The sequence below is a fragment of the Kribbella sp. NBC_00662 genome, assembly GCF_041430295.1.
In the GTDB taxonomy this organism is placed as follows: Bacteria; Actinomycetota; Actinomycetes; order Propionibacteriales; family Kribbellaceae; genus Kribbella.
The window spans coordinates 6,827,324-6,841,664 of the sequence record NZ_CP109029.1 but is presented as its reverse complement, the minus strand read 5'-3'; the positions used below and the strand labels follow the sequence as shown (position 1 = coordinate 6,841,664).

General features: G+C 69.0%; 15 protein-coding genes. 4 read left to right on the top strand and 11 right to left on the bottom strand.

Annotated features, from left to right (window positions below; genetic code table 11):
- Positions 1-13 precede the first annotated feature (13 nt).
- Positions 14-1,612 carry a DHA2 family efflux MFS transporter permease subunit gene (locus tag OHA10_RS33835; RefSeq protein WP_371402840.1) on the bottom strand — a complete coding sequence of 533 codons (1,599 nt, stop codon included), beginning with the start codon at positions 1,610-1,612 and terminating at the stop codon, positions 14-16.
- 61 nt (positions 1,613-1,673) lie between these two features.
- Entirely contained in the window at positions 1,674-2,558 is an 885-nt protein-coding gene (locus OHA10_RS33830) for a helix-turn-helix domain-containing protein (RefSeq protein ID WP_371402839.1), read from the bottom strand.
- Between the two features lie 123 nt (positions 2,559-2,681).
- On the opposite strand from OHA10_RS33830, the gene OHA10_RS33825 reads away from it, so the two are divergent.
- The 3 genes from OHA10_RS33825 to OHA10_RS33815 all read left to right on the top strand — a co-directional run bounded on the left by OHA10_RS33825 (position 2,682) and on the right by OHA10_RS33815 (position 4,374).
- Positions 2,682-3,671: an aldo/keto reductase gene (locus OHA10_RS33825; RefSeq protein ID WP_371402838.1), complete on the top strand. Its 990-nt coding sequence runs from the start codon at positions 2,682-2,684 to the stop codon at positions 3,669-3,671.
- A gap of 69 nt (positions 3,672-3,740) precedes the next feature.
- Positions 3,741-4,055: a hypothetical protein gene (locus OHA10_RS33820; RefSeq protein ID WP_371402837.1), complete on the top strand. Its 315-nt coding sequence runs from the start codon at positions 3,741-3,743 to the stop codon at positions 4,053-4,055.
- A 19-nt stretch (positions 4,056-4,074) separates the two neighbouring features.
- A complete protein-coding gene (locus OHA10_RS33815; RefSeq protein ID WP_371402836.1) occupies positions 4,075-4,374 on the top strand; it encodes an antibiotic biosynthesis monooxygenase in 300 nt (99 codons plus the stop codon).
- On the opposite strand, the gene OHA10_RS33810 is transcribed toward OHA10_RS33815, so the two are convergent.
- The 5 genes from OHA10_RS33810 to OHA10_RS33790 form a co-directional block, all read right to left on the bottom strand.
- Positions 4,355-5,314, bottom strand: a complete 960-nt coding sequence (locus tag OHA10_RS33810) for an RNA polymerase subunit sigma-70 (RefSeq protein WP_371402835.1) — start codon at positions 5,312-5,314, stop codon at positions 4,355-4,357. The two genes, OHA10_RS33815 and OHA10_RS33810, sit on opposite strands and share 20 nt — an antisense overlap.
- Positions 5,315-5,325: 11 nt before the next feature.
- A complete protein-coding gene (locus tag OHA10_RS33805; protein ID WP_371402834.1) occupies positions 5,326-6,276 on the bottom strand; it encodes a zinc-binding alcohol dehydrogenase family protein in 951 nt (316 codons plus the stop codon).
- A 170-nt stretch (positions 6,277-6,446) separates the two neighbouring features.
- On the bottom strand, positions 6,447-7,430 hold the full coding sequence (locus OHA10_RS33800; protein ID WP_371402833.1) for a calcium-binding protein: 984 nt from the start codon (positions 7,428-7,430) through the stop codon (positions 6,447-6,449).
- 145 nt (positions 7,431-7,575) lie between these two features.
- Positions 7,576-8,004, bottom strand: coding sequence for an SRPBCC domain-containing protein (locus tag OHA10_RS33795; protein WP_371402832.1), 429 nt, complete (start codon positions 8,002-8,004; stop codon positions 7,576-7,578).
- Positions 8,001-8,327: an ArsR/SmtB family transcription factor gene (locus OHA10_RS33790; protein ID WP_371402831.1), complete on the bottom strand. Its 327-nt coding sequence runs from the start codon at positions 8,325-8,327 to the stop codon at positions 8,001-8,003. The genes OHA10_RS33795 and OHA10_RS33790 overlap by 4 nt, the downstream gene beginning before the upstream one ends.
- A gap of 59 nt (positions 8,328-8,386) precedes the next feature.
- Here OHA10_RS33790 and OHA10_RS33785 point away from each other — a divergent pair, with 59 nt between their 5' ends.
- Complete coding sequence (locus OHA10_RS33785) at positions 8,387-8,785, top strand: DUF6855 family protein (RefSeq protein ID WP_371402830.1); 399 nt, start codon at positions 8,387-8,389, stop codon at positions 8,783-8,785.
- On the opposite strand, the gene OHA10_RS33780 is transcribed toward OHA10_RS33785, so the two are convergent.
- The 4 genes from OHA10_RS33780 to OHA10_RS33765 form a co-directional block, all read right to left on the bottom strand.
- Positions 8,782-9,426, bottom strand: a complete 645-nt coding sequence (locus OHA10_RS33780) for an HAD family hydrolase (protein WP_371402829.1) — start codon at positions 9,424-9,426, stop codon at positions 8,782-8,784. The genes OHA10_RS33785 and OHA10_RS33780 overlap by 4 nt on opposite strands.
- Positions 9,423-11,492 (bottom strand): hypothetical protein, encoded by a 2,070-nt coding sequence (locus OHA10_RS33775; protein WP_371402828.1) that lies wholly within the window; start codon positions 11,490-11,492, stop codon positions 9,423-9,425. The genes OHA10_RS33780 and OHA10_RS33775 overlap by 4 nt, the downstream gene beginning before the upstream one ends.
- A gap of 68 nt (positions 11,493-11,560) precedes the next feature.
- Positions 11,561-13,549, bottom strand: a complete 1,989-nt coding sequence (gene ligA, locus OHA10_RS33770; protein WP_371402827.1) for an NAD-dependent DNA ligase LigA — start codon at positions 13,547-13,549, stop codon at positions 11,561-11,563.
- Between the two features lie 46 nt (positions 13,550-13,595).
- Positions 13,596-14,336, bottom strand: a complete 741-nt coding sequence (locus OHA10_RS33765; RefSeq protein ID WP_371402826.1) for an orotate phosphoribosyltransferase — start codon at positions 14,334-14,336, stop codon at positions 13,596-13,598.
- Positions 14,337-14,341: the final 5 nt, after the last annotated feature.

Genomic DNA, 14,341 nt, shown 5'->3' with positions numbered 1-14,341 from the left:
GAAATCCCTGGTCCTACTCGATGACCGCCGGTGGCGCCTTCTCGTCGGTCAGGTTGATCACCTCGCGCTTGCGGGGGAGCATCAGCGCCGGCACCAGCGTGATGACCACCAGCACCCAGGCGACCCAGTAGGTGTGTGCGAAGGACGCGGCGGCGTCGGCCAGACCGCGCGCGATCACGGCCGGGTCCAGGTGCAGCGCGGCGAGGCCCTCGGGGCGTGTGTTGGACAGGATCGCCGCCTGCGTCTCGCGGAGCCCATCGTCGAGTCCGGGAATGTTCTGCGTGCCGGGGATGATCGGCGAGTTGTTCAGCTGGTTGGTCAGGATCACCGACATCGTCGCGACACCGCAGGACGAGGCGATCTGCTGGGTGATGTTGAGCAGTGTCGAGCCCCTCGCGACCTGGGGGCCGCGCAGGGTCCGCAGCGCGGTGGTGAACAGCGGCATCATCGTGCCGCCCATGCCCAGACCCATCACGAACAGCATCGCGATCAGGATGCCGTACGGCGTGGTCTCGGTGATCTGGGTCAGACCGAACATGCCGATCACGATCAACCCGATCCCGACCGGCACGATCCGGCCGACCGGAACCTTGTCCACCAGCCGTCCGGCGATCGGCATCGTCACCATCGCACCGATGCCCTGCGGCGCGACCAGGAGACCGGCGTGCAGCGTGGACTCGCCGCGGATCTGCTGGAAGTACGTCGGGACCAGCAGCAGGCCGCCGAAGAACGCGGCCGCGAACAGGAACATCGTGATGATCGAGACGGTGAGGTTGCGGTCGCGGAACAGCCTGAGGTCGAGCAGCGGATGCTCGGGCCGGAACGAGTGCCAGACGAAGGCGGCCATCAGCAGCACGCCGATCAGGATCGAGACCCAGACCCGGGGCGCCCCGAAGTCACCGCCCTCGGCGGGCAGCGAGGAGATGCCGAAGAGGAACAGCGCCAGCCCGGGCGACATCAGCAGCACACCGACGAAGTCGAACGACTCCGACGGCTCCGCGTGGTCCTTGGCCAGGGCGAACCGGGCGTAGATCAGCGCGATCACGCCGAGCGGCACGTTGATCAGGAAGATCCAGTGCCAGCTCGCCACCTGGATCAGCCAGCCGCCCAGGATCGGTCCGAGGATCGGGCCGAGCAGCATCGGCACGCCCAGGATCGCCATCAGCCGGCCCATCCGGCGCGGACCGGCGGCCTGGGTCATGATCGTCATACCGAGCGGCATCAGCATGCCGCCGCCCAGCCCCTGCAGGACCCGGAACGCGATCAGCATGTTGATGCTGGTGGCGGTCGCACACAGCGCGGACCCGGCGGTGAACAGGAAGATCGCGCTCATGTAGAGCCGCTTGGTGCCGAACCGGTTGGCGGCCCACCCGGTCAGCGGGATCACGGTCGCGAGCGCGAGTGTGTAGGCCGTGACGGTCCAGGCGACCGTGGAGTACGCGATCGGGTTGCTCGGCGTCCCGAACTCGTCCTGGAACGTCGGCAGCGCGACGTTCACCACGGTGATGTCGAGGATCGACATGATTGCCCCGAGCACCACAACGCCCGCGATCTTCAGAACCGCGGCATCGATCTGATCGGGGTATTCGGCTTGCGTGTCAGGCTGACTCACGGGTCCCCCCTCGGCTACGAACACGTCTCTCCAGAGCCTACGCGCGGCCACCCCCCAAAAGTCAGCCGGTTTCGCCGACGTGACTCCCCGTCGCCACCCAACTCCCGAGCAGAGCCAGCGCATCGGCCGACGGGGACGCCGGCTCGGCGGAGTACGCCGTGAGCGTCAGGCCGGCGTCGGCGGACAGGTCCATAGCCTCGAAATCGACGGTGACCAGGCCGACGACCGGATGCCGGAAGGACTTGGTGCCGGTGCGATGCAGGCGGACGTTCTGGTCGGCCCAGCGGGTCCGGAAGTCCTCGCTGCGGGTGCTCAGCTCGCCGATCAGGTCGGTCAGCTCCTTGTTGTACGGATCGCGGCCGGCCTCGGTCCGCAGGATCGCGACGTTCGTGTTCGCGGAGAGATTCCAGTCCGGGTGGAAGTCGTGCGCCCTCGGGTCGAGAAACCCGAACCGCGCGTGGTTCGGCGCCTGCCCGGGAGCGGTCGCCGGGCTGTCGAAGATCGGCGCGAAGAGAGCACGGCCGAGTGGGTTGGCAGCGAGGATGTCGAGGCGGCCGCTGCGCACGAGCGCAGGGGTGGCCGCCATACCGTCCAGGATGCGCTGCACGGCCGGCCTGACGCGGCGGGCGGGTTCACGGCGTGGCGCGCGAGGGCCGGCGTTCGCAGTACGGGCGAGGTCGAACAGGTACGTGCGCTCGGCTTCGTCGAGCTGGAGGGCGTCCGAGATGGCGTGCAGGACAGTCTCGGAGGCGCCGGAGATGTTGCCCTTCTCGATCCGGGAGTAATAGTCGACGCTGAGCCCGGCCAGCATCGCGACTTCCTCCCGGCGCAGCCCCGGCACCCGCCGATTGCCGCCGTAGTATTGCAGCCCCGCCTGCTGCGGGGTGACCTTCCCGCGTCTGTTGACGAGGAAGTCACGCACCTGCTTCCGGTTCTCCGTGCTCACGCTTCCACCTTACGAACTCCGGCCGCGGCGAGAGGGGTTCTGTCAGTACCCCCGTTCGACGCGGCCTCCCGCGCGGCGCCCGGCGAGGGTTGCCTGGGCTCTGGGCGAATTGGGAGGACACAGATGAAGGAACGCACTCTCGGAGCCGACGGTCCCGTGGTGTCGGCGATCGGGCTCGGTTGTATGACGATGACCGGTGGGTACGGCGGGCGGCCGGATCGGGCGGAGATGGTCAGGCTCCTGCACGCCGCCGTGGACCTGGGCGTCACATTCTTCGACACCGCCGAGATCTACGGGCCGCACGCGAACGAGGAACTGGTGGGGGAGGCGCTGGCGCCGTACCTGGACCGGGTGACGGTGGCAACGAAGTTCGCGAACGTGATCGATCCGGTGCAGCGGAAGCCGGTCGGGCGGATGTTGCGGCCCGACGAGGTCGGGGGTGCTGTGGACGGGTCGTTGCGGCGGCTCGGCGTCGAGGCGATCGACCTGTACTACCAGCATCGGGTGAACCCGGCGTACCCGATCGAAGAGTTCGCCGGGGCGGTGAAGGCACTGATCGAGGCCGGGAAAGTCAAGCGGTTCGGGATGTCCGAGGCGGCCGCGAGCACGATCCGGCGTGCGCACGCCGTACAGCCTGTGACTGCCGTGCAGAGCGAGTACTCGTTGTGGTGGCGCCGGCCCGAGGAAGAGGTCCTGGCTACGTGCGAGGAGCTGGGGATCGGGTTCGTGCCGTACAGCCCGCTCGGCAAGGGCTTCCTGACCGGAACGGTCGGCACCACCTTCGACAAGGACAACGATCTGCGGGCACGGATCCCGCGGTTCGGGGCCGATGCGCTGCCGCACAACGTTGCAATGGTCGAGCTGGTGCAGTCCTTCGCGACCGCGAACGGGGTCACCCCGGCGCAGGTCGCACTGGCCTGGCTGCTGGCGCGGAAACCGTGGATCGTTCCGATTCCGGGTACGACGAAGCTGCATCGGCTGGAGGAGAACCTGGCCGCCGCGGACGTCACGCTGTCCGCCGGCGAGCTCGACCGGCTGACCGAGGCGTCGTCGAGGATCGAGATCGAGGGCGGCCGGTACCCGGATGAGCTGGAGGCCCAGACCAACCTGTAGGTCGTGGCCTACTGTGGTTCGTGACGGTCCTGTTGAGCTCCCGGTTGAGCCCTCGGTTGAGGAGGAACGATGTCGGACGAACCTTTCGAGACGTCGGAGAACGTGCACCGCGATCGGCGCGAGCACGGTGGCGCCGATGCGATCCATCCGGACCAGGACGACCTGGACCGCCGGACCGAGGAGGAGCGGGTCGAGGCCGGGGTCGACGCGTACGATCCGGACGAGGTCCCGCCGGCGACCGACGAGCCGGTGCCGACCGACGTCACCCAGTCCGAGGTGTACGAAGAGGCCAAGGCCGAGCTGGACCGGGAGGAGTCCGAGGGCGAGATCTACCCGCTCACCGACCGGCACCCGTTCCCGCCGTCCCACTACGACCGCTCCTGACGGCCGCATGATCGCGCGGATGTGGCGTGGGTGGGTGCCCACCGAGAAGGCCGCGGAGTACGCCGAGATCGTCGAGCGCACCGGCATGGCCGGCTACCGCCGTACGCCCGGGAACCAGGGTGCGCAGCTCCTGACCCGCGACCTCGGCGACGGCCGCACCGAGATCGTGACGCTGAGCTGGTGGACCGACCTCGACCACATCCGCGCGTTCGCCGGCGACGACATCACCCACGCGAAGTACTACCCCGAAGACGACGACTACCTACTCGAACGCGACCTCACCGTCACCCACTTCGAAGTCAGACCGGAGGACAGCTGACCCGCTCAGAGGTGAAGGCTACGACCAGGGCGGGATCCTGGAACTCGACGACCTTGGAAATGCCTGTGGTGGTTGCGGTCAGTACTACGATGCCGCTCGCCTGACCGTGGTGATGGACCACTGCGGCCGGCTGGCCGTTGGCGGTGGTGGGGATGAGCCTCCAGTCTCCCGGCGCACCGAAGACGTGTGTCTTGAGCAGGTGGATGCATCTCGTCTTGCCTGCCCGCCAGTCGCGGAACGGGGTTGCCTCGAGTGTGGCGTCGGCTCGGAGGACCTGCTCCAGTAGGTCGGCGTCCGAGCGCTCGAATGCGGTGATGTAGCCGTCGAGCAGTGCACGCGCCCGCTGGTCGGTTGGCTCGAGGAGGTCGTCGGGCTCCAGGTCGTCGAGCGTCGAACGGGCGCGCTGCAGCGCACTCTTGACCGCCGCGGTGGTCGTGCCGAGGATCTCCGCGGTGTCGGCCGCGGGGAACGCGAGGACCTCGCGCAGGATGAGTACGGCGCGTTGGCGTGGTGGCAGGAGCTGGAGGCTGGCGATGAGCGCGAGCCGGACCGACTCGCGCGCGACAACAACCGCGGCCGGATCGTCGGCGGCCGGCGCGATCCAGCTGTCGGGGAGGGGTTCGAGCCACGAGACCTCGCCCGGCGCGGTGGGGAGCGGTGGGCGGTCGGGGCCGTCGTACGGGCCTGCCAGACCTGATGGCAGGAACCGGCCTCGGCGCGAATCGGCAGCCGTGAGGCAGACGTTGGTCGCGATCTTGTAGAGCCAGGAGCGGATCGAGGCGCGGCCCTCGTAGCCGTCGTACGAGCGCCAGGCCCGTAGGTACGTCTCCTGCACGAGGTCCTCGGCGTCATGGGCGGAGCCGACCATGCGGTAGCAGAGCGCGAGCAGCTCCCGGCGGTACCGCTCGGTGTCGGCGGTGAACTGCTCTTCCGAGCCCATACCCAAGTCTCTCAAGGCAGCAGCGCCAGCTTGCCGACGGTGGCGCGGGCCTCGAGCTCGGCGAGCGCTTTCGGCCCGTCGGCGAGGTCGTAGGTGGTGGGTCTGCTGGGGGACAGGACGCCGGCGGCGATCAGGGCCGAGAGCTCGCCGAAGACGTGTGGGGCGGTCTCGATGAGTACGCCGAGGTTGAAGCCGATCACGTGGACCTGATGCTTGTAGACGAGGTCCCAGTTGGTGATCGAGGCCTCGCCACCGGCCAGTCCCGTGACCACCACTCGACCGGTGACGCGCTTGGCCACGGCCAGGCTGGTTTCGAGCATTCCACCCGACTCCACCACGAGATCGACGCCGCCTGTCAGCCGCAGAATGTCGGCCGCGAGGCCGTCGCTGCGGGAGTCGAGCACATGGTCGGCGCCCAGAGCCAGCACGACTTCATGCTTACCCGGCGACGCCGTGCCGATGACCGTAGCGCCGTAATGCTTGGCAATCCTCACCGCCGCCTGCCCCGTCGCACCCGCCGCGGCATGAACTACCACGGTCTCGCCGGCGGCCACCCGGCCAAGAGTCGTCACCGCAGCCAGCGCCGTAGGCCAATTCACCACCATCCCCAACGCCTCCTGCGCCGACCAGCCCGGAGGCACCGGCACCGCCGTCCCCAACACCATGTACTCCGCAAACGCGCCGTCGCCAACCCCGACGACCAGTTCCCCCAGCCGCGCCTCGCCCACCCCTGCCCCCACCGCAACTATCTCGCCCGCCGCCTCGAACCCAGCCACGTACGGCGGCTGCGGCCCACCCCCGAACACCCCATAACTCTTGGAGACATCGGCAAAGTTCACCCCAGCCGCCCCGACCCGAACCAACACCTCACCCGCTCCGGCCACCGGCACCTCCGCATCGGTCACCAGCCGCATCTCCCGAGGCCCGCCCGACCCCGCCTGCACCAACGCCTGCATCCTCATCGACTCCTTCTCACCGTTGATCCACCAGGTAGACCCCACCCACCCCCAAAAGGAATCGCTGTTGTCGGGGTACCCGTGGTGGCAGGACCATCAGCCGGTGAGCTACAAGCTCGACAGCACCCGCACGCCGCCGCCAAGGTCTCGTGAGGCGGCGGCGTGGAGCGTTGCGGTCAGAGGATGCTGAGGGTGATGGTGCCTCGGGCGAGGCCGGCGGTGGAGACGCGGTCCCTACCGGCGCGGGTGTCGACGGTGAGGTGGTCCGTGGGCTCTGCGTCCTTCAGTTGTACGTCGGCTCGCAGCCCGGACACCCGCACGTCGCCGCGGGAACCCGACACCCGGATGTGGTCCTTGCCGGCCGTGCCCGTCACGGTGACTGCGTCGAGCGCCGAGTCGCCGCCGCGAGTGTTGAGCTGGGCACCGAGGTCGACCGAGACCTTCTGGACATCGGTGCCGCGCAGATCGCCGACGGTGACGGTGTCGGCGCCGCCGAGGGCGTTGAGGTCGAGGCGCTCGACATCGTCGGTGTCCATCACGATGTTGCCGACGTCCCGGGTGAACCGCAGTCGCGGACCGTTGGCAGCTGCAACGAACTTCTCCGCGGCGGCCGCGCCGTTGAACACCATCGTGTCCTGGTCGCGCCCACCCTCGACGACGTCGCTGCCGTCGCCCGGGTCCCAGGTGAACGTGTCGCGGCCGGTGCCGAGCAGTGCCGTGTCGGCGCCGCGGTTCCCGTCGACGCTGTCGTTGCCGGCGCCGGTGCGGATCAGTTCGTTGCCGCTGCCACCGAACACGGTGTCGTTGCCGTTCCCGGTGTCGATGATCGTGGCCGGCTGCACCTCGGCGCCGTAGTCGATCCGTACGACGTCGTTGCCGCCCCGGCTGGTGACGTGGATCTGCCCGAAGTCCGCCCGCTTCACGACACGCTTCGCCGTACCGTCACCGAAGTCCACCTCGACCACCGACGTGTCGGCGGCCGGCACGCTGAGCGTGATGTTGTCGGCGCGGTTCGTGCCGGTGACGATCAGCTGGCCGGTGTCGATCACGACACTGCCCGACGGCGCCGCGGATGCTGTCGCGGTGAGGCTCACGGCGATGCCGGCTCCGACAGCCGCCGCGGCGAGTCCACGCCGAAAATGCTTTGCCACTGTACCCATGATGCTTTCTCCCCTGTGGTGCACGAATGTATGGGCCCTACACGGGCCCCGACGCCGACCGGTTCACGCTGAACCGAATTGGTTCAGTGCTCGTATGCACGGCAAACAAGGGAGAATCAGGTAATCGTGGGTGATACCAACGGTCCTACAGTTCGGCGATGTAGCGGGAGGTGATCGCCGCCCACGCCGCCCCCGTTCGGTCACGGCGTGGGCGGCCGGCGGGTCCGAGGTTGTCCCAGCCGGTCTGTTCCAGGCGTACGACGGTGCCGTCGCCGCGCGGGTTGAACGTGATCTCGACCTCGGTCGCCTCGCTGCGGTCGAAGAACAGGTGCCACAGGAATCGCAATCGCCCGGGCGGCTCCCAGTCCAGCACCTCGCCCCACAGGTGCTCGGCTCCGTCCGGCCCGGTCTCGACGATCCGCCCGCCGGACTGCGGTTCGAAGCTGATCGCCGCCGGATCACCGCTGACGGTATGACCACGCGGCCACCAACTCGCACATTTCCGCGTCCACACGTCGAACGCGTGCGAGACCGACGCGTCGACCTCGAACTCGACGACCAGCGGCTCGATCACTTCTCCTCCGAGGTGTTCTCGGCCACGATCCGGAACCGCGTCGCCGCTGACCCCCACACGTCCGCGAAGTACGCGCGAACCGCGTCCACGCCCTCCTCGCGCAACTGGTACACCCGTCGATTCCCATCAGGTACGTCGCTCACCAGCCCGGCGTCCTTCAGCAACCGCAGGTGCCGCGACACGGCCGGCCGGCTGATCGGCAGCTGCTCGGCGATCTGCCGGACCGACAACGCGCCGCTGCCGAGGATCTCGACGATCGCCCGCCGGTTCGCGTCGCCGAGCGCGTCGAGCGCGGGCGCGGCCTCACGCGGTTCCACTGGCATACTCCCATCTCGGTAACTTGAGTGTTACGGTAACCGAAAGTGGACCAAGAGGGGGAGTCATGGGCGCAGAAGGTTCGGGGACGGCGGCGGATCCGTGGGTGCTGACCACGCCGCCCGGCAGCTCGCAGTACCAGGTGTACCGCGACGAGACGGCGCTCGTGTGCCAAGTGGGTACGACGAAGCTCAGCTACGACCTGCGCTGTATCGACGACCTGCACGCGATGCTGAAGGCGCACGGTGACTGGATGCCGCTCGGCAACGCCGACGAGCAGAAGCCTGCCGCACCGGGCACGGTCGAGGCCTGGGCGCGCTCGGAGGACAACCCGATCGGCGGCTGGTACGGGCTCCGCAAGGGCTACCGCGGCCGTTTCGCGAACTACGTTCCTCCGGTCCTCGAGGTCCTCGGCCTGGTCGAGCTCGAGCACAACCCCCGCAACAACCGGGTGCGAGCGCTCTAGCCGATGAGACCCGCGGTGACCTCGTCGAGCGAGTGGACGACGACATCGGCCAGCGCGAGCGCATCGTCCTGCGGCGGGTAGTTCGCGTTCGGTACTGCGATGACACGCAGCCCGGCCGCGGACGCCGAACGTAGTCCGTTGCTGGAGTCCTCGACGGCGACGACCCGGGACCCATCGACCCCGAGTCGCCGCACCACCTCGTTGTAGACCGCGGGAGAGGGCTTGCCCGCGCCGACCTCCTCGGTCGAGACCGTGACGCGGAAGTGCTCGGTCAGCCGAGCCGACCCCAGCACGGTGTCGATCAGCCGCCGCGGCGACGACGATGCGAGTCCCAGGGGCCAAGAACTCGCCAGCCGCTGCACCACGTCGACCGCTCCCGGCAACAGCGGCAACTCAGAGCGATAGCGCGCCACCATGCCGTCGATCACCCTGGCCGCCACGTCTTCCGCCGGCCCCGGTACGCCGACGACATCGGTCAGGTACGCCGACCACTCCGGCGTACTCATGCCCTGCAACGCCTCCGTGGCGTCCGCCGGCCAGTCCCGGCCCGCGGACGCCACGACACCTCGCCGTACGTCGTCCCACAGCGGCTCGGAGTCGATCAGGACCCCGTCGAGGTCGAAGACAACCGCATCAGTCATAACCTGATTTCTACGCGGGTCCCGCCCGGTTCGCCAGGATGACGCAGCCAGAGGACACCGGCGTCGTACTCGTAGTCGGTGCTCACGGATGTCGGCTCGGTGGGCACGCGCAGCGCGGTCGTGACCTGGACGCCATGTGGCGCTTCGCAGGTGAAGCTGATGCCACCCTCGTCGGAGACCCAGTCCACCATCCGACCGGCCGACGCGAGCAGTTGCTCCGAGTCATAGCTGAGGTCACGCAACCAAGTCAGTTGCCCCGGGCCCAGCTCACGCCGCTCGACAATCCCCAGTCCAGGATCGAGCAGATCGAGATAGTTGCCCTCGACAACATGGCTCCCGTCCAGCACGGCCCCGATGAGGTACGGACCACGCCGCACCGACAACCAGTTGGTCGACTGCCACGTATGGCCGCCGGCCTCGGCCAGCTCCCGGATCGCTGCGACGAGCTCGGCCGCGCGCTCCGGCGACTCGGTGAAGACGGCGGGCCGGACCGGAAGGAACCGGACCCGCCCCTTCCCGATCGACTGGATACCGTCCCGGTCCGCGCCGAGCGCCTCCGCCAGGTGGTCGGCGCAGGTCTCGTAGCGACCCGTCCACCAGGAGCGGATCTCGTGGTAGGGATCGGCCCCGTCCCCGACGTACAGCAGGCTGCCGCCGCGGCTGACCCATCCGGCCAGCGCGTAGTGGATGCTCGGCGCGAGCGGCTTCTGGAACTCGTAGCTGAGGACGAGTACGTCGACATCGTCCAGCGCGTCCGGTGTGTCGATCACGTTCTCCAGCTGCACCGGCGCGACCCGCTGCCCGTCGAACAGCGGCGGCAACGCGAGACCGTAGAAGTCGGAGAAATGCAGCTGCTCGCGGCCCTCCAGCGCGAGCGCATCCTGCAAGCCGTCGTAATGTCCGCTCTCACCACCGGGCGACCAGCGCTGGAACATCGCGGTGTCGGACAGTGCGATCCCGATCCGCGGGCCTTCCTGATCCCAGCGCACATCCGGCTGGTCCAGATCGCGCAGGCTGTTCATCGCGATCAGATAGCTCGTGGCCGTCTCCGGCGGGATGAGCGACCGCTCGTCGGTTCCCTCGCGCAGGTACGGGCGGTTGAAGATCCGGTTCGGCCACGGCGCCACCTCGTACCGCGAGACGCCGGGGTGCAGCAGCGACGCGATCAGCGTGCGCTGGTAGTTCGCGAGGTAGTCCTCCCAGGTGCGGTCCGGGTGGTCCTCGATCGGGTCGTGCAGGAACCACATCCGCCGGTCGGTGCCGCGGGTCAGGTCCTGCGCGATGCCGTATTCCAGGTACGCCGTCTCGAACGTGCGCTCGGCGACCTTGCCGGCGTACACGTTCGGCGTGCGGGACGTGCCGGTCCACACCTGCGCGATGGCGCCGTCGATCGAGGGGAGTGTCCGGAGGCGGGATTCGGGGCTGATGATCTGCCACTGCGTGTAGTTCAGCAGGCTGTGGGTCGGGACGTAGAAGTGCACCTCGCGGCCCTGCTGGAGCGCTTCGTCGCGCAGTACGGACGTGACCCGGTCGAGGCTGCGGGAGAGGAGATGCTGCTTGAGCTGCCCGGCACGGAAGTGCGCCTCGGGACTGCTGTGCGGCGGCTGCCACGGCTCCTTGAAGAACGCCTGCCATTCCCGCTTGAACGACTCCGAGTACCCGGCCCGCGCCCAGAACTCGGGCTCCTCGAGGTGGATGCCCTCGACGCCGAGCTCGATGATCGGGCGGAGCTTCTGGACGAGGTACTCGGTGAAACCGAACGTCGGGACCATGTACGGGATGTCGGTGCTCTTGCCGTGCAGGATCGGCTTGCCGTCGCCGGTCGTCTGAGCGTCGGCCCAGTGGTCGGAGCCGTCCCACCTCCCGTCCAGGTAGTCCTGGTAGGTGCCCCACGAGATGCCTGTCATCAGATGGACGCGGTACCCGGCCTCCCGCCACCGGGCGATGCGCTGCGCTGTGCTGTCGTTGAGGCCGTAGACCATGACGAAATCGGTGCGCAGGTCGATCGATTCGTCGTACGGCGCTTGCTCCTGAAAGCCGGTCGCTTCACGGTGCTTGTCCGTCATACCTCAACCCTTTCCCTTCCGGCACGCCGTACGCCAGCGTGCTGTCAGGAACCGGACACCACCTGTTTCTAGTTGAGGAGATCGGCCGCCTGGAGTTGCTGCCAGATCTCGGACTGGTCGACGACGGTGACGCCGAGCTTCTCGGCCTTGGTGAGTTTGGCGGCGCCGACGTCGGCGCCGGTGATGAGGAGGTCGGTGCTGGCCGAGACCGACGAGGCGATGGTCGCGCCGGCCTTCTCACAGAGTCGCTGGAACGCCGGCCGCGCGACCTTCTCTCCCGAGCGCGGGTCGCTGATGGATCCGGTCACGACCACGGTCTTGCCCGCCAGCGGCGCGCCGGCCGCGACGACCGGCGGAAGGTCCTCCTCGCGGACGTCGAGCGACACGCCTGCCGCCCGCAGCCGCTCGAGCTCCGGGCGCAGCCGGGTCAGGTGTTCGATGAGCGAGGCGGCGACCTTCGGGCCGATGTCGTCGACCGCGACGAGGCCTTCCTCGCCCGCGTCGGCAACTGCCTCCAGCGAGCCGAAGCCCGCGCGGCACAGCCTGGCCGCGGTGCCCTCGGAGGCCATCGGGATCGCGAGGCCGATCATGGCCCGGCGCAGGCCGACCTGGCGGCTGTTGTTGATCGACTCGATCATCCGAGCCGCCGAGACCTCGCCGATCCGGTCGAATTCGAGCAGTCTCTCGGCGGTCAGCTGGTAGAAGTCCGACGGGTTCTCGAGGATCCCGGCCTCGGCCAGTCGCTCGATCCAGACTCCACCGATCGCGTCGATGTCGGCCGCGGCGCGGGACGCCCAGTGGATCAGCCGCCGGACGGTCTGGGCCGGGCAGGAGACGTTGGTGCAGAACAGTTCGCGGCTGTTGCCCTGCTCGGTCAACGGGAAACCGCAGGACGGGCAGACGACCGGCGGGACGATGTCCTGCTCGTCGCCGGTGCGCTTGGACGCGTCAAGTACGCCGGCCACGAACGGGATCACGTCACCGGCGCGACGGACCAGGACGGTGTCGCCGATCTTGATGTCGCGGGCGCGGATCACCTCCTGGTTGGCCAGGGTCGCGCGGGTGACCGTCGTACCGCCGACGAAGACGGGCTCGAGCCAGGCGACCGGCGCGATCTTGCCGGTCTTCCCGACGTCCCAGACCACGTCGGCCAGCACGGTCGTCTTCTCCTCGGCGGCGAACTTGAACGCGAGCGCACCGCGGGGCGAGCTCGACCGGGTGCCGGCGGCCGCGAAGGCATCGCGATCGGCCAACCGCAGTACGGCGCCGTCGAGGTCGTAGTCGAGCTCGTTGCGCTGCTGCTCGATCGTGGTGATCACCGCCTGCGCCGCGGCGGCGTCGCCGCAGTGCCGCATGTCGGCGACGGTGAAGCCCATCGTCTGCAGCGCCTGCTCGAGATCGGCTTCGGCCTGGTCGCTGAGCAGGTCGAAGGCGAGGAACTGCAGGCGCCGCTCGGCGACGGTGGCCGGGTCCTTGGCGCGCAGCGTGCCGGCGGCAGCGTTCCTCGGGTTGATCAGCGGTTTGTCGGGGTGGGCCGCGTTGTAGGCGGCGAAGGTGGAGCGCAGCATGACCGCCTCGCCGCGCACCTCGACACGGTCCTGGACGTCGAGCTTGGCCGGGACTCCATCGGTCAACGCTCGCACTAGCGGCGTCACGTCGTCGCCGGTCGTCCCGTCGCCGCGGGTGACGGCTCGGGCGAGGCGCCCGTTCTCGTAGACGAGGGCGAGTGAGAGCCCGTCCAGCTTCGGCATCACGACGACCGACTGGCCCGGGAAGCGGCTGAAGAAAGCCTCGACCTGCTCGGGCCGGGTCGCCTTCTCCAGCGACAGCATCGGCCGCGAGTGCCGGACCGGCGCGTGCAGTACGGTCGGCGCACCCACCTGGTCCAGCGGGTTCGGGTCCGGGGCGAGCTCCGGATTGGCCTCGATCAGTGACCGCAGCTCGTCCTCGATCGCGTCGTACTCCGCGTCGGCCACCGTCGGCGAACCGCGGTAGTAGGCATCCCGCAGTACGACGATCTGATCGGCAAGTTCCTGAATCCGCTCCCCAACGTCCACGGCCAGGACCCTACCGGGGCCTGCGGACAAACCGGCTCAGGCAGCCTCAGGCGGCACGGTCGAGCAGGGACCAGCGCGGGTCGTCGTTCGGCCAGTGGTTGACCAGCGCGTCGACGGCGAGCCGGTGGACGGCCGGATCGAGTACGCCGTGAGCCGTGGCGGCATCGAGTACCTCGAGGTACGTCGCGATCGCCTCGATCGGGAGGGCCCTGGCGATCGGCGCGATCGAGGTGGCGACGTCACGCATGTCGACCAGCGTGAAGGCGCCGACCAGGATCGCGCCCTCGCTCTGCAGCTCGTCCGCGAACGCCTCGAGCGCGCCTCCCGAAGACACCGCGTCGTCGACGAGCAGCACCCGACGGCCGGCCACCGCTGCGCCGCGCACGCTCGGTTCGTGGTCCTCGTGGCCGACGTACCCGGGCTTGCGGACGAAGGCGAACGGGAGGCCCGCGGCCAGCGCGACCGCGGTCGCGAGCGGGATGCCACCGGTCTCGGCACCGACGACGACCTCGGCGCCCAGGCGGCGGGCGAAGTCCACGGCCGCGGTTCCGAGGTCGGGCAGCAGCCGCGGGTCGCCGTACGCGTTCTCGACCGAGAGCGGGTGCAGCGGGAGGCGTTCCTTCATGTCCCAGTGGGCGACGCCCGGGCGGACCAGGCCGGGAACGGTGGCGAGCCGGGCAACGAGGTCCGTGCGCGGCTGCGGAACGGCGGTCAGACGGGCCAGGTCGGCCCGGTCGTTGAGTTGCACGCGGCGATCGTTCGCCAAGGTCTTCCGGTTGGTGTTCATGCCTT